The sequence below is a fragment of the Nocardia sp. NPDC058499 genome (genome assembly GCF_042719915.1).
Lineage (GTDB): Bacteria > Actinomycetota > Actinomycetes > Mycobacteriales > Mycobacteriaceae > Nocardia.
The window spans coordinates 253,866-274,926 of sequence record NZ_JBHXMZ010000010.1 but is presented as its reverse complement, the minus strand read 5'-3'; the positions used below and the strand labels follow the sequence as shown (position 1 = coordinate 274,926).

Genomic DNA, 21,061 nt, shown 5'->3' with positions numbered 1-21,061 from the left:
GAACCGCGCCGGCAAGGGATCGGTGTTCGATCGTGCCCCCGGTAAAGGGACACGGTGGCGAGTGCGGCTTCGGTTCCGTATCCCGCGCAATGGATATCTGTCTGCGATCGGGTCGCCCGGCCGAGAGTGATTCTCCGGCCCTTGACGCTAACCGACTGCGTCGAGGAGCTCCTGAAGGAGAATGGGGGTTCTCCCTACGGGGTGGGCGTAACCTGCGCACAGGGTGTCCATCAGTTTCCGATAGTGCTGCAGGTCGACCGCTTTGTCGAGATAGAGTGCGCTGGTGAGCTGTTCGAGATAGACGATGTCGGGCAGTTCCTCTTCGGGGAAGCGCAACATGCTGAAGGAACCGCCTTCGGCGGGCGTGGGACCGGCCGATTCCGGGAGCACCTGGATGGTGATATTGGGCTGCTCGGTCAGCTCGAGCAGGTGCAGCAGCTGATCGCGGGCCACGCACGGATCCGGGGGCAGCCTGCGCAGCACATGCTCATCGACGACCGCCCATACGCTGGGAGGGTTCGGTGTGCGAGTCAATATGCGCTGGCGCCGCATCCGCATATCGACCAGGCGCTGGGCGTCCGCCCGGGAATCGAGACCGAAGATATAGCGGGCGTAGTCGGCGGTCTGGAAGAGGCCCGGGATGTAGTGGGTCTCATAGATGCGAATGCCGAGGGCGGCCTGTTCCAGACCGACATAGGTCTCGAACCATGAGGGCAGCAGGTCATTGTAGCGATGCCACCAGCCCGGCTGGTTGGCCTGACGAGCCAGAGCAAGGAAGCGGTCACGCTCGTCGGCGTCGTGCACGCCGTACAGCGTGAGGAGGTCGCCCATATCGCGTACTTTGAACCCGGTTCGCCCCAACTCGAGTCGGGCGATCTTGGATTCGGAGGCACGCAGCGCCTCGCCCGCGGTCTCGCGGCTGATCCCGCGTTCCTCGCGCAGTTTCCGTAACTGGACACCGAGCGCGATCCGCAGGACGGTGGGGCCGCGGTCGACGGAAGCTGGGGCCGTCACCTCACCGTCGTGGTCGAACCTCGCCGCCGCGGAGTCGGCCCTGGCTGTCATCGAGTCGACTCCCATCCGGCAAGCATCCGTATCCCCTAGTGGCTGCGCCCCCGCAACACCTTACAGCATGAGGCTATCGAAGCGGCCCCCCTTGATATCGCGCAGCAAGGTAGCGAACTCCGCGCGCGTATAGGACAGTACGGCCCCCTGGGGGTCTCGGGAGTTGCGCATTCCGATCAGGTCGCCGGGAAGCTGCGACAGCTCGACGCAATTGCCGTTCGGTCCGCTGAAGGAGCTTTTCCGCCAGGTGATTGCACTCGGCGTCGAGGAGGACTCGCAGATGGGATCGGACATGATTCTCTCACTGTTCCTGTCGATGAACGAGACTCGCGGCCCTACCGTACCCACAGATGCACTTGCAGGTGCATGTCTATTCGAAGATGCAGCTGCATCTCCCGTTGCATCTTCACCTTGAGTTTGAAACACTGCATCGACCGGTAGCGCCTGTGCAGGCGTGCACGGCGGGCAGTCGAGTACTGTTCTGCGACAGGAGGACTGGATGGGGGCTCCGCGTCGGGCGGCCGGTCATCACCCCGTCTGCCCCATATCTCTCACTACCAATCCGCAGTTGCGATGTAGCGCGTGTTTTCGTCCTGATGCTGCGGCCCGCTTACTCGCGGGCAATGCATGCCGTTGGGGGTACGCCTATTCGTCCGGGGCGCAGTTCGTTTCAACGGGACAGTCGACGGGGGACCGAACTCACGCGGCCGGATGGCGAACGGATGTCACGACAGATGATGCTGCCGCGCACACGGTTCCGCAGCCGGCGAGGGCGTTCGGATCGGTATGAGGGAATTCGAGTCGTCCCGGTGCGGGGTGCAGAGTCCCCGCACCGGGAACCACCAGCCGCGAGGAAGCAATGAAGCGAGAAGGACTGCGTACGACGACAACCACCGACGGGAAGAAGACCGCGGACTGGTCGCTGACACGCAGACGCCCGTGGATTCGGCGCGTATTGCTACTCGGCGACTCGAGTCCCGCGGTCCAGTGGCCCGACGAGCCGCTGCCATCGGCGCAACGCGGAATGGTCGTCTTCGCCGGCGATGCGGGCCCGCTCGATCTTGCCGATGCCCGTGAAGTGTTGCCGCAACACCAGGACCTGTGGGATGCGGTGCAACAGGAATTCTGGGCGGCCCTACTCGACGTCAACCAACCTCGCTGAGGCCCACGGGGCGCGAAGCAACGCCGCGGCATCCTCGTCGGGAAGTTCGATATCGAACACTTTCGCCAGTGTTTCCGGCAGTTCCGCCGGCTCCAATTCCCGCGACCGGCTGGAGCCGTCGGGATGTTCGGTGGTCAGGACACGACCGTCGAGGATGTGGTGGACGTCGGGATGGAAACGCTGCACGAACGGCCGCCGGGTGAAGGGCGACCGCGGCGAGGTGGCGACGAAATGGTTCCCGACCTCGTAATCCATCCGGTACTGCGGTGCGAGGGTGAAGGTGTAGCGGTCGACCCATCCGTCCTTCGCGAACTGGTGCAGGATCCACTGTTCGTTTTCCAGCTCGCCGAATTCCCGAGCGAGCCGGAACCGCCATTCACCGAGCAGGAACTCCGCCGGGCTGTCGACGAGCGCATAGGGTTCGGCCGGACCCGCCCCGAACCCGACGTCGACGATCCATATCCGGTCGTCGTCGCTGGTGGTGACCCGCAGCAACGCATGGGTGGCAGGCCGCAACCCGTCCGCCCCCATCGTGACCCGCCCGGACAGCCCGGTCACCCCGAAACCCAGCCGTTCCAGCGCCGCCCCGAACACGGTGACGTTCTCGTAGCAGTAGCCACCCCGCCGCTGCCGTAACAGCTTGTCCTGCAAAGTTTCCAGGTCCAGCGGAACGGGCCGGCCCAGTACCGCTTCGAGGTTCTCGAACGGGATGGAAGTCGTATGGGCAGCGACCAGTGACCGCAGCACTGTCGACGTGGGGGTACGCGGCCCGGAGTACCCGACCCTGTTCAGGTACAGCTCCAGATCCAGCTGGTCGCCGTTCCAGTGGTATGCCGCATCGGCGGGCTTCGGCATGACACTCCTCGATTTCACCCGATATCGATAGGAGCAACCTTCCGCACACGGCATATGTTCCCCGCGCAGCCGCCGTACACAGGCACGACCTGCCGATCGAGCGTGCCCGCGTCATCTCCGGTCGCCGCGCGTCCACACGCCGCCCGACTCACCACCGGCCCAGGACTCGGACCAGTCCCAGAGAGACTGCAACGCCTCACTGAGGCCGATCCCTGCCGCCGTCAATTCGTAGGAGCCGGTGGACCCGTGCTTCTCGATCAGCCCCGCCGCCTGTAATTGCTGCAGTCGATTCGACAGCATGCTCGAGGAGCAATTGCCCATCCGTCGGCGCAGCTCCAGAAAGCCGAGTGGCCCCGGTTCCAGTTCCCAGAGAACCCGCAGTATCCATCGCTGCCCCAGTAGCTCGATGGCGGCGAGGATCGGGCCGTGCGCCGGGTCGACGTCGGCGCTCACTGCAAGATCCCAGCAGTTGCACTTCTCATTTCGAAGCACCATAGTTGGTTCTGAATTAGAAGCACCGGAGTGGGAGGAGTCTCGATGGGCCGCTCGGATACGAGCCGGCGGGTGGTGCTGATCACCGGCGCGTCCCGCGGAGTCGGCGCCGCCACGGCGCAACGTCTCGCTGCCCCGGACACCCATGTCGTGGTCAATTACCGGGAGAAGGTGAAACGAGCGCAGGTCGTGGTCGACGGGATCGTCGCGGCCGGAGGCAACGCCTCCGCGATCGGCGCCGATCTAGCCGATGCTGCGGCGGTAACCGCCATGCTCGGCGAGATCCGCCGCGACTTCGGCCGGCTGGACGTCCTCGTCCTCAACGCCTCCGGCGGGCTGGAACGCGACGCCGACCCCGGCTACGCCTTGCGGCTCAATCGTGACGCGCAGGTGCGGCTGGCCACACTCGCTCTGCCGCTCATGCCCGCCGGCGGGCGAATCGTCTTCGTCACCAGCCATCAAGCGCACTTCCACGACCGAGGCGGCCCGCTGCCGCAGGGGTATGAACCGGTGGCCGCGAGCAAACGCGCCGGTGAGCACGCACTACGAGCGCTCATCCCGGATTTCACCGCACGCCGGATCGGATTCGTCGTCGTCTCCGGTGACATGATCGACGGGACGATCGTCGTCCGGCTGCTGGAGCGCCGGGACCCCGAAGCCGTCGCCACCCGCCGCACCAGCGGGCCGCTACCCACCCTCGACCAATTCGCCGAAGCAGTAGCCGGATCGATAGACACCGCGGTGCCCTGCGGGCACACCACCTATGTCGGTGGCCACGACTACCTCCCCTCCGGAGTCTGATCGGCCGCGCGCCGCTGGGGTCGGCCGTACCCGCAACACTCATACGCTCAGCGACCGGCTGATTTCTCCGGCAAGCGCCGAATTCCCAGCCGCAATGAACGTCTGGCGCCTGCCCATTGCGCGGTTGATCGTCGCCATCGAGCCGAGGTCGTAGTCCAGGGGTAGCGGCCTACCGCGCAGGTCCGTGACCGTGCCGCCCGCCGCATGCAGGATGTAGTGCCCCGGCGACAGATCCCAGACAGCGAACCCTTTCGCGAACTCGAGCATTGCGTCGGTGAACCCGGCTGCGACATGGCACAGGCCGATGGACCCGAAATCGACACCGATGCGCCCCTTGGCCTTGCCCTCCCCGGATTCCGCGCTCAACGCGTCGATGAAGTCGTGTTGCCGAGCGAGTGGCCGGAATCGCTGTTGCGGCCGCATCGAATAGTTTGTGACCAAAGCTTCGGACAGGCAGGCACCAGAAGGCTGGTCCAGGCGATGTTCGATACCGTCGACGGTGACCAGGAAGGCGATATCGTCGCCGGCTGCATCCCTGGCGGCAACGTATACCTGAACGTGATGGAAGATATCGCCGACAACCGCAACGATCGGCCGGGCCAGCGCACGGGAGTAAACGAGAACGTGTGTGTAGCCGTGCAATGCGCGCACAGCGAGTTCGCTGGTATCGAGAGGATCGACGAGCACACAGAGGTCGGGGTCTGCCTCGTCGCCGACGATCTCAGGATCAGCTTCCTCGGACGCATAGATGAACGACGGTAGGCACCCGGCCAGGAGGTCCTTGTACCGCCGGTGCATCCACAGGTCGTAGTCGGACAGGAAATTATCGTGGTGCCGCGAATTCTCGTTCTCCGAGCGTCGGCCGGACAAGGCTGCGTCCAGTAGCCGCGGCCGAACTTCGATCATCATCCCGCGAACCAGTCCAGCGAGGCGCTCGGCCAGTTCGGGAACCGTGGACCGCCCGCTCATCCGCGATGAACTTTCGGATCGACCGCTACCGATCATGCATTCATCTCGCCTCCAGGCTTCGGGTACTGACGGAAAGCTCTTGGGTTTTGACCATGTTTGCCGCTCCATTCCATGGCCGGGACCGACGCGTGAGCGGCGGGTTCCAGCATGAGAGTAAGCGTGGAGCGCTCAGTCGGCGACCGCGCATCGCCGGGCGGCACTCTGCTGGTCGATGGACTGGAAGGCGTGCAGAATTGGTCCTCGTGAAGTTGCTTGTTCTCGGTGGGACGCGGTTCCTCGGCCGCGCTGTGGTGAGTCGCGCGACAGCCATGGGTATCGAGGTCACCTGTTTTCGGCGAGGCACCTCGGAAACCGGACAGCAGCAAACGGCGCTGATCCGTGGTGACAGGAACAATGCCGTAGATATTGCCCGGCTGGCGGGATCGGGGCAATGGGACGCGGTGGTAGACACCTCCGCCTATGCCCCCGACCGAACCCAGAAACTGGCCGCCGCCCTGGAACCGGTGGCGGCCAGATACATCGTGGTCTCCACGGTAGCGGTGTACCGAGATTGGCCGGCTGCCCCGACCACCGAGACCTCGCCCACATTCCTGTGCCCATCCGACACGCCTGCTGGTCAGGCCGGATACGGGGCGCTGAAATCAGGCTGCGAAGCGGCTGTGCGGGAAATCTTCGGAGCCGACCGCACGGTGGTATTGCGGCCCGGAGCGATCCTCGGACCGCACGACTACCTCGGCCGACTGCCTTGGTGGCTGCATCGCATCGCTCATGGCGGCCGTGTCCTGGCTCCGGGACACCCCGACCGGGAGATCACGCCGGTCGATGTCCATGATGTTGCGGAATTCGCGATCCGATGTGCGCAAGGGGGCAGCGGAATTTTCAATCTTGCCGGGCCGCCCAATAGGGCCACCATGGCCGATCTGCTGTACGCCTGCCGTGATGCGACCGGTGCACACGCAGAGTTGTCGTGGGTCACTGACGAGGAATGGCTTGCAGGTCAATGCCTTACGCCCTGGACGAGCCTGCCGCTATGGCGCATCGAGCGGGGTGTGTGGCAGGTCGATGCCGGTCGGGCTCGGCAATCAGGGTTTACAACGCAACCGCTTGTCGACACTGTTGCTGAGACCTGGGACTGGTTGGCCAGCGGTGGAGCGGATACTGCCATGGCTTCTGCGGGAAACGGGATTTCCGCAGAAGTTGAGCGGAGCTTGCTCGCTCGTTGGGATGACCTCCGCGCAGCTACGGGAGGGCAGCAGGGATAGTGCGCGGCAAACTCGCGCGGGTGAAGTCTTCGAGGGTCAGGCCCAGTGTGCGAGCTTCGGCTGCGCCGTGAAACCGGTTGACTCCGAGCAAGCGTCCGAGGGCGACTGCGCGCTGGGTCAACCGTTCGGTGCGGCGCTCAGTGTCGATCTCCAGCAACGGCCCGAGGGCCTGCTGGGCACCGGCGAGATCACCGCGCAGCGTTCGAGCGGTCGCCAGGTCGGTCTGCGCAGCCAGGACTGCGAGCCGTGTCGACTCGCCGGTGCTGAACTGTGCGAGCGCATTGTCGCTGGCGGTCTCCGCGGCCGCGCCGTCACCCAGGGATATATAGGCGGCGGCGGCACACACGGAATAACGCAACAAGTCGAACCTCATTTCACCGCCTATCCCGTCGAACAGCGGGTCCGCGCCGGCGCGGTCGAGTTCGTTCTCTGCGGCATGCAACTGCTGGGCGACTTCTTCCCGGGCGCCGATCTGGCCGAGCGCTCGGGCGGTCAGGCTGTGGAGCTGCGCACGGACTGTCGCCGCCGTGGTCACGGCCAGCCCGCCCTCGGCGCTGTCGACCGCTTTGTGTGGCCGTCCCGACCAATACGCGACGGTAGCGAGCAATGCCCGAGCCCAGCCCTGTAGCGACTGGTGTTCTATGAGTTGGCCATAGGTCAGCGCCGCGCGCGCCTGCTGTTCCGCTGCGTCGGCGTAGCCCAGGTCGAGGCTGGCCACCGAGATCAAGCCACAGATTTGCCCCGCAGCCAGAAATAGCTCGGCCTTCTGCCTGGGCTTGTCCGTGCGATCGAGTTGGTCGTACACGCGGTCACGGAGGACAACCAGGTCCCGCATCACGGTGAAAGTTGGCGTTGTATTGAATCGGCGCGCTTGTCGCTCGACCTGAGCCTGCAAATTCTCGACCGCCACTGGATCGATCGCGGCGGCTGCGGCCGCAAACGCATGCTCTGCCGACTCGTGTCCAGATGTCATAACCAAATCCTCCACACTGCAAATCGCCTTGGCCGGAACAGAATGCGGGCACCCCAGAAGTACTCCCGCGGGCTCGGAAAACCAATCCTCGAGCACCTTCTGCGATCCAACGCGTGGACGCTCGGCACCGGATACCCATCTGTGCAGCGTTGACGGGCTCACAGTCGCATCGATACCCAGCGCGGTTGCACGGTGATTGAATTCCCGAACCACTCCGGACGTGCTGAGACCACGGCTCTTGATGACCTGCTCCAGTCGTGTCCGCGGTAGTCCTTCCATCGCCGTCGCCTTTCTCATCGGCCTGCTGCTCAGGGTATGTCCACCGGAAACATCGCGCCATAACCACGATTCGGGAAGAACCGGGATCGAACGGGACGCATCCGGTATAGATCCGGGGCAGTCTTTCCGGCCACGATCTCTTCAGGTTCCGGGATTTCAGGTCCGGCCGTACAGCGAGATGTCGGCCAAGAAGACAAGTCGCCGGGCCGGACCGCGAAAGGGTCAGCCCCGAGAACCTTCGATGCCGTGAACTGACATCCACTACACAACGAGGTCTCCCCATGACAGAGACTCCCCCACTGCCGACCCGAACCCCGGGCAATCAGGCGATGGCGACCACACTCCAGATCTGGCACAACCGCAACCGGGCCCTCATGGAACGAATTGCCGCCGGGCTCCGGGCACTCGACTACCCTGCCTGCTGCAGATCCGAAGAGCCGCTGCGCGGATACGCGCACGCACACCAGGTGATGGCCGCACACGCTCGCCACCGTTGCCCACGCTACGACCTGGCCTCCCGATACACAGAGCAGGCGCGACCGTGAGAGAGCTGCGGCGCACTGTGGTGCAGTGCCCACCCGACACCGCGGTACGCGAAATCCAGCAACTGGCACGCCAATACAAACTCGACGTGGTCTTCACAGTGTTCACCGATACCCGATCGGCGAAACTCGCCGCACTGATCGCCCTCCAGCACATCATCGAGCACGACGCCGAAGTGCTGGTGGTCCCGCATCTCACCACCCGGCTGGCGAACGACCAGCAGTGGCAGGCCGTCGTCGCTGCCGCGGAGATCATCACTTCGGACGGCCCGGTCGTTGGCGGTATCGCCGAGGAAGGCACGTGATGGAGAACTCCGATGCCCTCCGTCCTCGTTGCCTCGGCCACCTCGATCGGATGGGCGATCCGGCGGGAAGGCGCTCGAAAACCAGTAGAACTGCGCCACTGCGCGTCATTACGATGCTGCCGAACCCAGTCGTCTAACCAAGGACATTCCGCTGTACATCCAGTGAGACCTCCCCAGCGCTGAATCGCCGCGCGCCGCGCATGTGCGTCGCGCTCCTTCTTGCTGCGAACCTCTCACTGAAACGGGTGTACTTCTATGCTCAAAACCTGGGTGGTCGTGCCCACCTGCCTGCCCCTCGTTCACCGCCGATGCCACGTCTGCGCGTCCGAGCATTTCCGGACAAACGGAAAATTCCGCGTCAACGCACACCACAAGCTCATCGACGCATGGCTCCTCGCGTTGTGCACCGCGTGCGGAGAAACGACGAAGCTCACTGTCCTGGAGCGGGTGAATGTGCGTTCCATACGACCTGAGCTGCTGGACCGGCTGTATGGCAACGACCCCGGCCTGACAGCGAAGCTGCTCCAGGACCCGGTAGTGCAGCGCCGTAATCGCATCGCCCTCGACTGGGACAACGCCTGGTGCCTCGACACCGGCGGATCGGACCACACGGACTGCGAGGTAATCGATGTCTCGGTCCGGTTTGCGGCCCGGATCCCTGTCCGGCCGACGCGACTGATCGCCGAAGGTTTCGGTCTTTCCCATGCCGAGGTCGAGAATCTCCTCACGGAGGGAAGCCTGGTTTCGGCCGTCCGGCTGAGCAGCAGGCTTTCCAGCGACTTCACCTTCACGCTCAAACGCTGAGCCCTCGTTGTCGCGCCTGCAAGCCTGTCCCGCAAAGCCCCACGGACAGGTTTGCGGGCGATCCCCGTGCCCTTCTTCGGGAGATTTTCGATCACTTGGCCGCCACGAACAGGCGGCGGCTGAGTACGCGCCTATTCCAGTAGATCTGTGACCGCGCCGCGCCGCGGGCGGAAATGGGTGGCGCGGGGGCGCGGGCGCCGTTTGACTGGGAGGCATGCTGGTATTCGATGCTCGGCCGTTGTTCGTGCGGGAACGTCGCGCACTGCTGGACCTGCTCGGGTCGCTGGAAGAGGCGGAGTGGTCCGCGGACACCGTTTGTCCGGGGTGGGCGGTGCGGGATGTGGTGGCGCATCTTCTCGACGACTATCTGCGCCGGTTGTCGGGCAGCCGGGACGGGTACAGCGGTGTTCCCTTCGCCTCGGGCGAAGCACTGCCTGCCTATCTGGCGCGGATAAACGGTGAATTCGTGGCGGGGATGCGCCAGTGCAGCCCGGCCACCATGGTGGACCTACTGACGCATCTGGGTCCTCAGCTGGACGAGTTGTGGGAACGGACCGATCCCGCCGGGCCCGCATACCTGGATGTGTCCTGGGCGGGGGCGGGCACGAGCCCGGCCTGGCTCGATTGTGCCCGCGAGTACACCGAGTTCTGGGTGCACCAGCAGCAGATCCGGGACGCGGTGGGGCGGCCGGGAGCCGACGAACGGGAGCTACTCAGGCCTGTGGTGGTGACATTTCTGCACGCGCTGCCGGTGGCGTTGAGCGGGCTCGTCCGCCCGGCGGGTACGGAGGTGAGCTTCGAGGTCACCGGGCCGTCCGGTGGGCGCTGGGTGGCCGTCAGCGACGGTACGGGATGGGGTCTTCGAGACCGAGTCGCCCCGGATCCCGCGGCCGCGGTGCGGATGGGCGCCGATACGGTGTGGCGTCTGGGCAGCCGCGGAATCACCGTCGAGGAGGCTCGCCGGCGCGCGGAGGCGACCGGCGATCCCGAACTCACCGCGGCCGCCACCACGCTGCTCGCGGTAGTCGCCTGAGCCACGCGGCGCCCAGGCCGGCGGCCCGTTCGTGGGGGGATCGCGCTACATATCGAGGCCCAGGTCGAGTACCCGGACGGAGTGGGTCAGGGCGCCGACGGCGAGGTAGTCGACGCCGGTGCGGGCGTAGTCCGCGGCCATGTCCAGGGTGAGTCCGCCGGAGGATTCGAGTTTCGTGTCGGGGGCGGCGGCGTTGCGGCGCTGGACGGCGGCCTGGGTCTGCCAGAGGGGGAAGTTGTCCAGCAGGACCAGCTGGACGTTCTCGGCGAGGACCGCGTCGAGTTGGTCGAGGTTGTCGACCTCCACTTCGCAGTCGATATCGGGGGCGGCGGTGCGGACGGCGTGCAGGGCGTTCACCACCGATCCGGCGGCGACGACATGGTTGTCCTTGATCAGCGCCGCGTCGCCCAGGCCCATGCGGTGATTGACGCCGCCGCCGGCGCGGACCGCGTATTTCTGCAGGGCACGCAGGCCGGGCAGGGTTTTACGGCTGTCGCGGATACGGCAGTTCGTCCCGGCTACGGCGTCCACCCAGGCGGCGGTTGCGGTGGCGATACCGGACAGGTGGCAGAGCAGGTTGAGCATGGTGCGTTCGGCGGTGAGCAGGCCGCGGGTCGGGGCGACGATGCCGAGTACGGAATCGCCGGGCGCAATGCGGGTGCCGTCGGGCACGCGTTCGGTGATTTCGTAACCATCGGCGCCGATCACCTCGTCGAGGACGAGCAGGCCGATATCGATACCGGCGACCGTGCCAGGCCGGCGCGCCACGACCGCGGCCTTCACCACGGCTTCCGCGGGAACGGTGGCGACAGTGGTGATATCGGGGCCGTAGCGCAGGTCCTCGTCGAGCGCGGTGCGGATGAGGCCGCGGATCGCGTCGGGGTCCAGCCCGGGGTCCAAAGTCATTGTGTACTCCTCTTTTCCTTCTCCGCGTGCGCCGCGCAATACCGGATGACGGGCGCGCTCTGGGCCCGTGCGCAACAGGTGCGGTCCCCGATTCCGTCCGTGCCGATCACGATGATGCGTCCGATGGGCCTGTACCCGCAGTGGCACGCGCGGGAATCCCGTCGCCGGTCGATGCATCGGGCGGGCCTTGGATATTCGTGGCACCGGCGGCCGAACCCATTTCGCCGGCACTGCGGAACCGCGACCCCGGGTCCTCGGGCATCAGGCGGCGAGGGGCCTCGGCGACCTCGATCTGTGCGGCGGCACGACCACCGGGGTGCGAGGGCATGCCCAGTCCATGCACAACCGGCGACCCCATGGCATCTGTGGCGAGGTGCGGGGCGCCCGAACCGTCCAGGCGTATCACCATGGGCTCGGCCGAATCCTCCTGCGGTAAGGAGTGTTCGGCGCGGGTATGGCAGCCGCGACTCTCGGTGCGCGCCGCGGCCGCCAGCAGTACGGCGCGGGCTGTGACGGTCAGAGCGGAATCTTCGAAGCGCGCGATCAACTCTGCCGGACCGGCCGGCAGGCGACCGGATGCCGGGGTCGGCAAGGTTTCCGCGGACATCGGCACGGTGGCCCGAGAGTGCGGCTCGGCACTTTCGGCCGGGAACCGAGCACCCTGGCCGGCAGCGGTTTCGAGGATGGCCGTGGCCCGGGCCAGGCCGCGCCCCTCGCGCACCACCGACGCGTGTTCGGTCATCGTTCGCTGGACCAGCGCCCGCGGCAGCGCGGGACGTTCCGGCACCGACCGGCCGGATACCTGTGCCGGTTCGCCCAGCCGCTCGAGCGCCGCCAGGCCCGCCCGTTCGCCCATCACCAAACCTTCGAGCAGGCTGTTGGAGGCGAGCCGGTTCGCGCCGTGCAACCCCGTGCGGGCGACCTCACCTGCTGCGTACAACCCGGGCACACCGGTGCGGCCGTGCAGGTCGGTGACCACTCCCCCGCACTGGTAGTGCGCGGCGGGTGCCACCGGGATGAGGTCGCGACGGGGGTCGATCCCGGCGACCCGGCAGGAGGTGGTGATCGTGGGGAACCGGGCGGTGAAATCGGGGATCCCGCGGGCGTCGAGGTAGACGTGGTCCTCGCCCAACTCCCGCAGCCTGGCGGCGATTGCCCGCGACACCACGTCCCGCGGCGCCAGATCGCCGCGCGGATGGACCCCGGCGGTTACCGATTCTCCGCGGGAATCGATCAGCACCGCGCCCTCACCGCGCACCGCCTCGCTGATCAGCGGCTGCCGGCCGATCCCACCGGGCGTGTACAGCACGGTGGGGTGGAACTGCAGGAATTCGAGATCCGCCACCGCCGCGCCCGCCCACAAAGCCAGCGCCACCCCGTCCGCGGTGGCTCCGGCGGGGTTGGTGCTCAGCGCGTACAACTGTCCGAGACCACCGGTGGCGAGCAGTACCGCCGGAGCGTGCACGACTCCGGTACCTCGGCCGGAGACCGCGACGACCCCTTGGACACCGGACTCGTCCGTGACCACGTCGAGTACGGCTGTCCCGAAGAGCACGGGCAGGCCCGCCTCCGACAGCGCCCGCTGCACTTCCGCGCCCGTGGCGTCGCCACCCGCATGGATGATGCGACGCGTACTGTGCCCGCCCTCGCGCGTCCGCGAGATCTGGCCGTCGCGCCCGAGGTCGAATACCGCGCCGAGATCGGTCAGGGCGGCGACCGCGTCGGGTCCGGCCTCGACGATGGATCGCACCGCGGCGGGGTCGCACAGTCCGCCGCCGGCGGCCAGGGTGTCGGCGACATGGGAGTCCACCGAATCGCCCTGCGGCGCGACTACCGCGATACCGCCCTGCGCGTATTGGGTGGCGGTATCACTGGGGCCGCCTTTACTCAGAATCAGCACGCGCAGGCCGCGGCGCGAGGCGGCGCGCGCGGCGGTGAGCCCGGCGACGCCGCCGCCGATCACCACCAGGTCCGCGCGCTCGTCCCACGCCGGGGTCCCTCGTTCACCAGTCATCGTGTCCTCCACAGCGGAGCAGTCACCGACGGGACGCCGGCACAGCCGGTAACCGGACCAGCTCACGTATCGGCGGTTCTCCCCGCTCCGCGGCCCGACACACTCGTGCCACGCACCGGGATACGGCTCGTCCCGGACCTCGCGTCATTCCCCGCCGCCGGGGTTCCCGATCTCGATCATGCGCTGGACCGAATTGCGTGCCTTGGCAGCGGTTTCCGGGTCGACGTGCACCTCGTCGCGGTTCTCCTCCAGGCAGCGCAGCAGCGCGGCCGGGGTGATCATCTTCATGTATTTGCAGGCGGCGCGGTCGTTCACGGCCTGGAAATCGATACCGGGAGCGGCCTTGCGGAGCTGGTGCAGCATGCCGACCTCGGTCGCCACGAGTACCTGGTTCGACGTGGCGGCGCGGGCCGCGTCGATCATGCCGCCGGTGGACAGGATGTGTACCCGGTCGGCCGGGAATTCGCCCTCTCCGGCCAGATAGAGCGCCGAGGTGGCGCAGCCGCATTCGGGGTGCACGAACAGTTCGGCGTCCGGGTGGGCGCGCGCCTGGTCGTTGAGTTCGTCACCGTTGATTCCGGCGTGGACGTGGCATTCGCCCATCCAGATGTGCATGTTCTCGCGGCCGGTTTCGCGTTTGACGTGCGCGCCCAGGAACTGGTCGGGCAGGAACAGCACTTCGCGGTCCGGGTCGATGGAGGCTACGACGTCCACGGCGTTGGAGGACGTGCAGCAGATATCGGTCAGGCCCTTCACGGCCGCGGTGGTGTTGACGTAGGACACCACCACCGCATCGGGGTGCTCGGCTTTCCAGTCGCGCAGATCCTCGGCGGTGATCGAATCGGCCAGCGAGCAACCCGCCCGCTGATCGGGGATCAGCACGGTTTTCTCCGGACTCAGGATTTTGGCGGTTTCGGCCATGAAATGCACACCGCAGAACACGATCGTGCCCTCGGGGGCTTCGGCCGCGATCCGGGACAGCGCCAGGGAGTCACCGACGTGATCGGCCACGTCCTGGATCTCCGGGAGCTGGTAGTTGTGCGCGAGAATGGTCGCGTTGCGCTGCCGCGCGAGGCGTTTCACCTCGGCTGCCCATTCCGGTGTCGCCTCCACCCCGGTGTAGCCCGTGGGCCCGTCGACGATCCGCTCCCGCAGTGCGGTACCCGGCGCCGGGGCCAATTCTGCTCCCATCGTCGCCATGGTCGCTCCTTCCTTCGCGCGCTCGGCAACCCTGCCGATTCGCACTCAACCAGGTTTTCGACTTATGATCGAAAACGTGGACCAGTTTAGCACCATCCATGAATCGCTCACCGCGGTGTTCCAGGTTCGCCGCTTCCCCGCCAATATCGCCGCAGGTGAGAGCGGTCACAATGGGATGTTCGACCGCCATCGGCCCGGACAGCGCAGCGAACTCGCCGTCCTGCTGTGGCAGCGCGCACTCGACCCGCAGCAGGGCACCTGGTCGCTACCGGGCGGCCGGTTGCGCAACGACGAGGATCTCGACACCTCGGCCCGCCGCCAGCTGGCCGAGAAGGTCGATGTGCGGGAGGTGGACCACCTCGAGCAGCTGTCGGTGTTCAGTGCCCCGGACCGGGTGCCCGGCCCGCGCCGGATCGCCTCGGCCTACCTCGGGCTGGTCCCGCTCACTGCCGACCCGCAGCTCCCCTCCGACACTCGCTGGCATCCGGTGTCCGCGCTCCCGGAGATGTCTTTCGACCACGGGACCGTGGTACAGCACGCCCGCACCCGCCTGGCCGCGAAACTGTCCTACACCAATATCTCCTTCGCCTTGGCGCCGGACCGGTTCACGATGTCGACATTGCGTGAGATCTATTGCGCTGCACTGGGTTATGACGTGGACACCACGAATCTGCAGCGTGTTCTGACGCGCCGCAAGGTGATCACACCCACCGGCGATACCGCCACACCGGGCCGAGCCGGTGGCCGGCCGGCGTCGGTGTACCGTTTCACCGATTCGGACCTGCGGGTCACCGACGAGTTCGCGGCGCTACGGCCCCGCGGCTGACCCCGGAACGCGCGCGGCCGCTCAGGGCGCGGCCCCGGCTGCCTGCTCCACGTCAGGTACGCATCTGTGGCCGCGGGACCCGGGTACGCCGCTCCGGTGGCGCGAGCCGATCCACCGGCCAGGCGAGCAGTTCGATGAACCAGAACAGCACCAGGAACACCGCGACCACAACGGTCGGTATCGCTACGAAAACGATCGACAGCACGGCGATCACCAGGAACACCGCGAACACGGTCGGTGAGATCCCCTTCAGCCGGCTACCCACACGCACTGCGGCCCACATCATCCAGCGCCGTGGCCGGGAGACATCGCATTCCCGCAGCGTGCGCCGGAAGATGCCGTCGGCGTCGGCCGCCCCGACCCGCTCCGTGCGGCACAGGTAGTCGTGCAGGATCGCCGCCCGCGTGTACACCCCGTACCGCGGGATCAGCCAGACCAGCGGCCGCGGCACCGAGGCGAAATCGGTACGGAAACCCGCCGGTACCTCGAATTCTTCGGCCGCCCCCTGATAGGTCAGCGGCTCCCGGACCTTCCAGAACTTCCCGTCGATTTCCTCGACCACGAGTGAACTGGTGAACCCCACGACGTCTTCTCCCTGTCGTCCTCCCGAACGCAGTCAGCCTACGGCGGGGCGGCCGGGGTCGCGCGGCGGGCAGCGCGCGATCCCGCTACGCGGGACGGGGCGGGGTGGGCGAAAACCGTTGCCGCTGCCAGTTTCCGGATCGGCCGCGCGTTACTTCGACAGCGACGGTCCGGTCGGCGGCTCCTGCGGCGACAGCGCGGTTTCACTGCCCGCCGGCACCTGGCCCCCGGGTTCCGCGGGGCCGTTCGCCGGCACCCGGGCGGATGGTTCACCGGGGTAGAAAGCCTGATCGTAATCCGGGTACTCCGGCTCCGCATACGGCTGGGGACGTGATTCCCCGAAGGGACTCATGAATCCGCTACCGAGATCCTCGGTCGTGCTGAGCCCGGCCAGGATCAGGATGACCAGCGCCGCGGTCAGCGGCTGGACCAGCAGGGCGAGCGGGCTTTCCAGACCGACGGGCAAGGATACGATCTGCCCCACCGGCGGATCGTCGGGCCGCGGGTTGTCCCAGGTGTTGACCGATTCCCCGATCCACGCCATCACCCACGCCCCGGCCACCGAACCCAGCAGCAGCCCGATGAGCTGGATGGGGCCGCGCATCCGCCGCCATCGCCAGGCCGCGGCCGCGGACAGCACGCCGGTCACCGCGCCCAGGCCCGCGAAGATCGCCAGGGCGTCGAACCTGTGCAGGCTCTCCCCCACCAGTGTGGCGCCGCGGCCCGGTTCGACCACCAGTACCAGTTCGGCCGGTACCAGCAGACCCCACACCACGCCCGCGAACACACTCAGCACCACCACCGCAGCCAGCAACACCACGGCAGCACGCCACTCCCTGCGCCCGCCGCCACGGTGTTCCTTGCGCGCGGCGCCACCGCGTGGCCCGGGCACCGCTACCGCCTCTCCGTGGACGCGGACTCGAGGACCCCGTGCCGCGAGCAGCGGGCCCGCCAGCCGTCCGGATCGATCTGCACGACCATCCGGCGCCCGCAGTGCGCGCAGAACCGTGGCGGTTCCAGACCCAGTGCGACGGCCCGGGAGGCCGGCTCGTCGTGCCCGGGCACGACCCGCGTGCCCGTGAACGGGTTGTAGCGCTCGTCCATATCGCCGACAGTACTCATCCGGCCCTGCCTTCCGCGGTTGGCGCCGCCGATCAGAATGTCTCGTTGAGTGCCTTGATCGGCATCTGGAGTTCGCCCAGCAGGTCGAGGTCCTGTTCGGCCGGGCGGCCCAGGGTGGTCAGATAGTTACCGACGATCACGGCGTTTATTCCGCCCAGGATGCCCTGGCGGGCACCGAGGTCGCCGAGGGTGATCTCGCGGCCGCCGGCGAAGCGCAGGATGGTCCGGGGCAGTGCGAGCCGGAAGGCGGCCACGGCGCGCAGGGCGTCCGCGGCGGGCAGGACCTCGAGGTCGCCGAACGGTGTGCCCGGGCGGGGGTTGAGGAAGTTCAGCGGCACCTCGTCGGGTTCGAGTGCGGCCAGGTCGGCGGCGAATTCGGCACGCTGTTCGAGAGTTTCACCCATGCCGAGGATTCCGCCGCAGCAGACCTCCATCCCGGCGGCCCGCACCATGCGCAGGGTGTCCCAGCGTTCCTCCCAGGTGTGGGTGGTGACCACGTTCGGGAAGTGGGAGCGGGCAGTTTCCAGGTTGTGGTTGTAGCGGTGCACGCCCATCGCGGCGAGCCGGTCGACCTGGTCCTGGGTGAGCATCCCGAGGGAACAGGCGACCTGGATGTCGACCTCGTTGCGGATGGCCTCCACCCCCGCGGCCACCTGCGCCATCAGCCGCTCGTCCGGGCCGCGTACGGCGGCGACGATGCAGAATTCGGTGGCCCCGGTCTTGGCGGTCTGTTTGGCTGCTTCGACCAGGCTCGGGATATCGAGCCAGGCCGCCCGGACCGGGGAGGCGAACAGCCCCGATTGCGAGCAGAAATGACAATCCTCCGGGCAGCCGCCGGTTTTGAGGCTGATTATGCCTTCGACCTCCACCTCCGGGCCGCACCATTTCACCCGGACCTCGTGCGCGAGTTCGAGTAGCCGCTCGAGCCGGTCGTCATCGAGGCGCAGCACGTCCAGGGTCTGCTCCCGGGACAGCCCGATACCGCGTTCGAGCACCTGCTCCCGCGCAACGGTCAGCACATCGCCGGCGGATATCTCGGTGGTGACAGGGGCCTGGGTCACTGGCGGATCCCTTCGTCGGGAGGTGTGCGGCGGCGGGCCTGCACACCGGACTTGAACAGTGTTCAGGACAGGGTAGCGGCAAAGATTGAACAGCGTTCAGGCTGGGGTAGCGTCAGGGCGGTATCGAAGCCACCGGGAGGACCGACTGTGCAGCTACACCGAGACGATGTCGTGGACGGGGCCCTCACCATCCTCGACCAGTACGGACTCGCCGACCTCACCATGCGCCGGCTCGGAGGTTCGCTCCACGTCCAGCCCGGCGCGCTGTACTGGCATTTCCCCAACAAACAGGCACTGCTCGGCGCCGTCGCCGACCGGATCCTGGCCCCGATGGAACAGCCCATCGCCGCGAGCGACTGGCCGGGGGCGATGACCGAATTGGCGCACCGGTTGCGTAACTGCCTGCTCACCTACCGCGACGGCGCGGAACTGGTCTCGGCCACCTACGCCTCCCGGCTCACCACGAGCAAGGGCCGGGAACGTATCGCCGGCGCGGCGATCCGCGCGGGTATGCCCCGCGAACAGGCCGAACTCGCCGCCTACACGCTGCTCTACTACGTGCTCGGCCACACCGTCGACGAACAGTCACGGATGCAGATGGATTCGGCCGGGGCATTGCCCACCCCCGACTCCCCCGAGCCCGCCGAGGGTCCCGACCCGACCGCCCGATTCGACTTCGGCCTCCAACTGTTCACCGCCGGCATCCGGCACCGGCTGGGCGCGGAAATCCGCTGACCCGAACCAGTCCATCCGCCTCAGGGCCCCTTCCGCACGCACCGCCTGGCACGCCGGTCGGGGCACACTCCTCGCCGTCACTCCGCCCCGGCCGGCTGCGATACCGCTCCCGCACGCCGGAGCCCGCCACAGGCGACGGCGAGGGGACCCCTAGCAATCTTGAACGGTGTTCAAGTATGGTGCCTGGCGTGACCTCGGACCCACTGACCTGGCTCGACGACCACGCGGCGATCCGCGTGACCGCCGGTTTACGACGGCACCTGCGCCCCCGCACGGCGGGCTCACGGGCACTGGACCTCGCCTCCAACGATTACCTGGGCCTCACCCGGCACCCGGAAGTCCGCGCCGGAGCTATCGAGGCGGTACGCCGCTGGGGCGCCGGGTCGACCGGCTCGCGACTGGTCACCGGAACCACCACCGATCATGAGCTGCTCGAAGCCGAACTGGCCGAATTCACCGGATTCCCGGCCGGCCTGGTCTTCTCCTCCGGTTACACCGCCAACCTCGGCGCCGTGACCGCGCTGGCCGGCCGAGGTTCATTGATCGTCTCCGACGCCGGATGCCACGCCTCCCTCGTGGATGCCTGCCGGCTCTCCCGCGCCCGGGTCGCGATCGCACCGCACCGCGATACCGCCGCCGTTGCCCGGCTGCTGGCCGGCCGCACCGAGGAGCGCGCCCTGGTGCTCACCGATTCGGTGTTCAGCGCCGACGGCGATCTGGCACCCCTGGCCGAACTGCACCGCGTGACCCGCGACCACAACGCTCTGCTGCTCATCGATGAAGCACACGGGCTCGGTGTGCGCGGCGACGGTGGGCGGGGCCTCGTCCAGGAGACCGGGCTGGCGGGGGAACCCGATGTGATCGTCACCGTGACCCTGTCCAAGGCCCTCGCCGCCCAGGGCGGTGCGGTACTGGGCGATGAGCGGGTGCGGGCGCATCTCATCGACACCGCCCGCACCATGATCTTCGATACCGGGCTGGCCCCCGCCGCCGTCGGCGCCGCCCGCGCGGCCCTGCGGATTCTGCGTCGCGACCCCTGGCTGGGACCCCGGGTGCTGGATCGTGCCGCCGATATCGCGCGGATCGCCGGGGTGGCGGCACCGGATTCGGCGGTCGTCCCGATCGTCCTCGGCGACCCGCAGATCGCCCACGACGCTGCCCGCACCTGCCGCGAGCAAGGTGTGGAAGTGGGGTGTTTCCGCCCACCGTCGGTACCCGAGGGCACCTCCCGGCTGCGCCTCACCGCCCGCGCGGATCTGACCGCCGCCGATCTGGACACCCTCGCGGAGGTCCTGATCCCGGTGCTGGCGCACGCACGCAACAGCGCGGCGGTGCCCGCATGACCTTGCTGTTCGTCACCGGCACCTCCACCGAGGTCGGCAAAACCGTCACCACCGCGGCCCTCGCGGCCACCGCCCACGCCGCCGGCCGCACGGTCGCGGTCTGCAAACCCGCCCAAACCGGTGTCGCGGCCACCGAACCCGGCGACCTCGCCACGATCACCGCGCTCTCCGGGGTGACCCGGACGCTCGAACCGGCCCGCTACCCCGACCCGCTCGCCCCCGATACCGCCGCCCGCCGGTGCGGAGCCGCACTGCTCACCCTGACCGAAACCGCCTCCGCCATAGCCGCTCTCGATTCCGCCGACCTGACACTGGTCGAAGGTGCCGGCGGCCTGCTGGTACGCCTCGGCGAGTTCACCCTCCTCGACCTCGCCCGCGAGCTCGCAGCCCCGGTACTGGTGGTGACCGCGCCGGGCCTGGGCACGCTCAACCACAGCGAACTCACCACCCGCGCGCTCGCTCAGGCCGGGGTGCCGTGCGCCGGCCTGGTGGTGGGTTCCTGGCCGCAACACCCGGATCTGGCAGCCCGGACCAATCGCATCGACCTGCCGCGAGTGACCGGCACCGAACTCGTCGGCGCCATCCCCTCCGGGGCCGGGTCGTGGTCGCCGCAGCGGTTCCGGGCGGCGGCGCCCGGCTGGTTCGCCCGGACATGGGCACAGCGGTACCTGGGGCTCCCCGAAGGCGATCACGAGTTTCGGCCGGAGCAGATCACGATCACTGCTTAGAG

24 protein-coding genes are annotated in these 21,061 nt (G+C 67.6%); 11 read left to right on the top strand and 13 right to left on the bottom strand.

All coding sequences use genetic code 11. The features are described 5' to 3' along the window. Nucleotides 1–147: 147 nt before the first annotated feature. Together ACFWPH_RS27605 and ACFWPH_RS27600 are read right to left on the bottom strand one after the other, a co-directional pair. A complete protein-coding gene (locus ACFWPH_RS27605; RefSeq protein WP_378755037.1) occupies nt 148–1,065 on the bottom strand; it encodes a helix-turn-helix domain-containing protein in 918 nt (305 codons plus the stop codon). A gap of 60 nt (nt 1,066–1,125) precedes the next feature. Further along, nucleotides 1,126–1,359 (bottom strand): DUF397 domain-containing protein, encoded by a 234-nt coding sequence (locus ACFWPH_RS27600; protein WP_378755036.1) that lies wholly within the window; start codon nt 1,357–1,359, stop codon nt 1,126–1,128. 565 nt (nt 1,360–1,924) lie between these two features. On the opposite strand from ACFWPH_RS27600, the gene ACFWPH_RS27595 reads away from it, so the two are divergent. Further along, nucleotides 1,925–2,227, top strand: coding sequence for a hypothetical protein (locus tag ACFWPH_RS27595; RefSeq protein ID WP_378755035.1), 303 nt, complete (start codon nt 1,925–1,927; stop codon nt 2,225–2,227). Here the strand turns inward: ACFWPH_RS27595 and ACFWPH_RS27590 are convergent. Together ACFWPH_RS27590 and ACFWPH_RS27585 are read right to left on the bottom strand one after the other, a co-directional pair. Further along, entirely contained in the window at nt 2,201–3,082 is an 882-nt protein-coding gene (locus tag ACFWPH_RS27590; protein WP_378755034.1) for an arylamine N-acetyltransferase, read from the bottom strand. The genes ACFWPH_RS27595 and ACFWPH_RS27590 overlap by 27 nt on opposite strands. Before the next feature lie 111 nt (nt 3,083–3,193). Next, nucleotides 3,194–3,535 carry a winged helix-turn-helix transcriptional regulator gene (locus ACFWPH_RS27585; protein WP_378755033.1) on the bottom strand — a complete coding sequence of 114 codons (342 nt, stop codon included), beginning with the start codon at nt 3,533–3,535 and terminating at the stop codon, nt 3,194–3,196. A gap of 84 nt (nt 3,536–3,619) precedes the next feature. On the opposite strand from ACFWPH_RS27585, the gene ACFWPH_RS27580 reads away from it, so the two are divergent. Next, nucleotides 3,620–4,375, top strand: a complete 756-nt coding sequence (locus ACFWPH_RS27580) for an SDR family oxidoreductase (RefSeq protein WP_378755032.1) — start codon at nt 3,620–3,622, stop codon at nt 4,373–4,375. A 39-nt stretch (nt 4,376–4,414) separates the two neighbouring features. On the opposite strand, the gene ACFWPH_RS27575 is transcribed toward ACFWPH_RS27580, so the two are convergent. Continuing rightward, on the bottom strand, nt 4,415–5,344 hold the full coding sequence (locus tag ACFWPH_RS27575) for an inositol monophosphatase family protein (protein WP_378755031.1): 930 nt from the start codon (nt 5,342–5,344) through the stop codon (nt 4,415–4,417). A gap of 242 nt (nt 5,345–5,586) precedes the next feature. Here ACFWPH_RS27575 and ACFWPH_RS27570 point away from each other — a divergent pair, with 242 nt between their 5' ends. Beyond that, nucleotides 5,587–6,606: an NAD-dependent epimerase/dehydratase family protein gene (locus tag ACFWPH_RS27570; protein ID WP_378755030.1), complete on the top strand. Its 1,020-nt coding sequence runs from the start codon at nt 5,587–5,589 to the stop codon at nt 6,604–6,606. Here the strand turns inward: ACFWPH_RS27570 and ACFWPH_RS27565 are convergent. Continuing rightward, nucleotides 6,584–7,876, bottom strand: coding sequence for a hypothetical protein (locus ACFWPH_RS27565; protein WP_378755029.1), 1,293 nt, complete (start codon nt 7,874–7,876; stop codon nt 6,584–6,586). The two genes, ACFWPH_RS27570 and ACFWPH_RS27565, sit on opposite strands and share 23 nt — an antisense overlap. A 263-nt stretch (nt 7,877–8,139) precedes the next feature. Between ACFWPH_RS27565 and ACFWPH_RS27560 the strand changes: the two genes are divergently transcribed. The 4 genes from ACFWPH_RS27560 (at nt 8,140) to ACFWPH_RS27545 (ending at nt 10,542) form a co-directional block, all read left to right on the top strand. Then, the gene (locus tag ACFWPH_RS27560; protein ID WP_378755028.1) at nt 8,140–8,403 is read left to right on the top strand and encodes a hypothetical protein; all 264 of its coding nucleotides are present in this window, start codon (nt 8,140–8,142) and stop codon (nt 8,401–8,403) included. Further along, a complete protein-coding gene (locus ACFWPH_RS27555) occupies nt 8,400–8,705 on the top strand; it encodes a hypothetical protein (RefSeq protein WP_378755027.1) in 306 nt (101 codons plus the stop codon). Before ACFWPH_RS27560 ends, ACFWPH_RS27555 begins: the two co-directional genes overlap by 4 nt. Nucleotides 8,706–8,960: 255 nt before the next feature. Then, nucleotides 8,961–9,509, top strand: coding sequence for a DUF1062 domain-containing protein (locus ACFWPH_RS27550; RefSeq protein WP_378755026.1), 549 nt, complete (start codon nt 8,961–8,963; stop codon nt 9,507–9,509). 214 nt (nt 9,510–9,723) lie between these two features. Continuing rightward, entirely contained in the window at nt 9,724–10,542 is an 819-nt protein-coding gene (locus tag ACFWPH_RS27545) for a maleylpyruvate isomerase family mycothiol-dependent enzyme (protein WP_378755024.1), read from the top strand. A 45-nt stretch (nt 10,543–10,587) separates the two neighbouring features. Here the strand turns inward: ACFWPH_RS27545 and nadC are convergent, their stop codons facing one another. The 3 genes from nadC to nadA form a co-directional block, all read right to left on the bottom strand. Continuing rightward, nucleotides 10,588–11,448 carry a carboxylating nicotinate-nucleotide diphosphorylase gene (gene nadC / locus ACFWPH_RS27540; RefSeq protein WP_378755023.1) on the bottom strand — a complete coding sequence of 287 codons (861 nt, stop codon included), beginning with the start codon at nt 11,446–11,448 and terminating at the stop codon, nt 10,588–10,590. Nucleotides 11,449–11,554: 106 nt separating this feature from the next. Continuing rightward, nucleotides 11,555–13,462, bottom strand: a complete 1,908-nt coding sequence (locus ACFWPH_RS27535) for an L-aspartate oxidase (RefSeq protein WP_378755021.1) — start codon at nt 13,460–13,462, stop codon at nt 11,555–11,557. Between the two features lie 144 nt (nt 13,463–13,606). Then, nucleotides 13,607–14,662, bottom strand: coding sequence for a quinolinate synthase NadA (gene nadA, locus ACFWPH_RS27530; protein ID WP_378755020.1), 1,056 nt, complete (start codon nt 14,660–14,662; stop codon nt 13,607–13,609). A gap of 76 nt (nt 14,663–14,738) precedes the next feature. Between nadA and ACFWPH_RS27525 the strand changes: the two genes are divergently transcribed. Then, on the top strand, nt 14,739–15,488 hold the full coding sequence (locus ACFWPH_RS27525; RefSeq protein ID WP_378755019.1) for an NUDIX domain-containing protein: 750 nt from the start codon (nt 14,739–14,741) through the stop codon (nt 15,486–15,488). A gap of 52 nt (nt 15,489–15,540) precedes the next feature. Here ACFWPH_RS27525 and ACFWPH_RS27520 read toward each other — a convergent pair whose 3' ends face one another. From ACFWPH_RS27520 to bioB, 4 genes are all read right to left on the bottom strand, one after another. Further along, the gene (locus tag ACFWPH_RS27520) at nt 15,541–16,071 is read right to left on the bottom strand and encodes a DUF1353 domain-containing protein (protein ID WP_378755018.1); all 531 of its coding nucleotides are present in this window, start codon (nt 16,069–16,071) and stop codon (nt 15,541–15,543) included. 150 nt (nt 16,072–16,221) lie between these two features. Then, on the bottom strand, nt 16,222–16,962 hold the full coding sequence (locus ACFWPH_RS27515; RefSeq protein WP_378755017.1) for a DUF2567 domain-containing protein: 741 nt from the start codon (nt 16,960–16,962) through the stop codon (nt 16,222–16,224). A gap of 2 nt (nt 16,963–16,964) precedes the next feature. Beyond that, nucleotides 16,965–17,192 (bottom strand): hypothetical protein, encoded by a 228-nt coding sequence (locus tag ACFWPH_RS27510; RefSeq protein WP_378755016.1) that lies wholly within the window; start codon nt 17,190–17,192, stop codon nt 16,965–16,967. A 32-nt stretch (nt 17,193–17,224) separates the two neighbouring features. Beyond that, nucleotides 17,225–18,253 carry a biotin synthase BioB gene (gene bioB, locus ACFWPH_RS27505; protein ID WP_378755015.1) on the bottom strand — a complete coding sequence of 343 codons (1,029 nt, stop codon included), beginning with the start codon at nt 18,251–18,253 and terminating at the stop codon, nt 17,225–17,227. Between the two features lie 147 nt (nt 18,254–18,400). On the opposite strand from bioB, the gene ACFWPH_RS27500 reads away from it, so the two are divergent. The 3 genes from ACFWPH_RS27500 to bioD all read left to right on the top strand — a co-directional run bounded on the left by ACFWPH_RS27500 (nt 18,401) and on the right by bioD (nt 21,059). Next, nucleotides 18,401–18,988, top strand: a complete 588-nt coding sequence (locus tag ACFWPH_RS27500) for a TetR/AcrR family transcriptional regulator C-terminal domain-containing protein (protein ID WP_378755014.1) — start codon at nt 18,401–18,403, stop codon at nt 18,986–18,988. Between the two features lie 176 nt (nt 18,989–19,164). Further along, nucleotides 19,165–20,331 carry an 8-amino-7-oxononanoate synthase gene (locus tag ACFWPH_RS27495; RefSeq protein ID WP_378755013.1) on the top strand — a complete coding sequence of 389 codons (1,167 nt, stop codon included), beginning with the start codon at nt 19,165–19,167 and terminating at the stop codon, nt 20,329–20,331. Next, nucleotides 20,328–21,059, top strand: a complete 732-nt coding sequence (gene bioD, locus ACFWPH_RS27490; RefSeq protein WP_378755012.1) for a dethiobiotin synthase — start codon at nt 20,328–20,330, stop codon at nt 21,057–21,059. The genes ACFWPH_RS27495 and bioD overlap by 4 nt, the downstream gene beginning before the upstream one ends. Nucleotides 21,060–21,061 lie beyond the last annotated feature (2 nt).

Bases quoted from the DNA above. Each gene is read 5' to 3' on its own strand.
- ACFWPH_RS27590 (WP_378755034.1), bottom strand. From the start codon at position 3,082: ATGCCGAAGCCCGCCGATGCGGCATACCACTGGAACGGCGACCAGCTG.
- ACFWPH_RS27600 (WP_378755036.1), bottom strand. From the start codon at position 1,359: ATGTCCGATCCCATCTGCGAGTCCTCCTCGACGCCGAGTGCAATCACC.
- ACFWPH_RS27495 (WP_378755013.1), top strand. From the start codon at position 19,165: ATGGTGCCTGGCGTGACCTCGGACCCACTGACCTGGCTCGACGACCAC.
- nadA (WP_378755020.1), bottom strand. From the start codon at position 14,662: ATGGCGACGATGGGAGCAGAATTGGCCCCGGCGCCGGGTACCGCACTG.
- ACFWPH_RS27575 (WP_378755031.1), bottom strand. From the start codon at position 5,344: ATGAGCGGGCGGTCCACGGTTCCCGAACTGGCCGAGCGCCTCGCTGGA.
- nadC (WP_378755023.1), bottom strand. From the start codon at position 11,448: ATGACTTTGGACCCCGGGCTGGACCCCGACGCGATCCGCGGCCTCATC.
- ACFWPH_RS27565 (WP_378755029.1), bottom strand. From the start codon at position 7,876: ATGAGAAAGGCGACGGCGATGGAAGGACTACCGCGGACACGACTGGAG.
- ACFWPH_RS27550 (WP_378755026.1), top strand. From the start codon at position 8,961: ATGCTCAAAACCTGGGTGGTCGTGCCCACCTGCCTGCCCCTCGTTCAC.
- ACFWPH_RS27605 (WP_378755037.1), bottom strand. From the start codon at position 1,065: ATGACAGCCAGGGCCGACTCCGCGGCGGCGAGGTTCGACCACGACGGT.
- ACFWPH_RS27560 (WP_378755028.1), top strand. From the start codon at position 8,140: ATGACAGAGACTCCCCCACTGCCGACCCGAACCCCGGGCAATCAGGCG.
- ACFWPH_RS27535 (WP_378755021.1), bottom strand. From the start codon at position 13,462: ATGACTGGTGAACGAGGGACCCCGGCGTGGGACGAGCGCGCGGACCTG.
- bioD (WP_378755012.1), top strand. From the start codon at position 20,328: ATGACCTTGCTGTTCGTCACCGGCACCTCCACCGAGGTCGGCAAAACC.
- ACFWPH_RS27510 (WP_378755016.1), bottom strand. From the start codon at position 17,192: ATGAGTACTGTCGGCGATATGGACGAGCGCTACAACCCGTTCACGGGC.
- ACFWPH_RS27545 (WP_378755024.1), top strand. From the start codon at position 9,724: ATGCTGGTATTCGATGCTCGGCCGTTGTTCGTGCGGGAACGTCGCGCA.
- ACFWPH_RS27580 (WP_378755032.1), top strand. From the start codon at position 3,620: ATGGGCCGCTCGGATACGAGCCGGCGGGTGGTGCTGATCACCGGCGCG.
- ACFWPH_RS27595 (WP_378755035.1), top strand. From the start codon at position 1,925: ATGAAGCGAGAAGGACTGCGTACGACGACAACCACCGACGGGAAGAAG.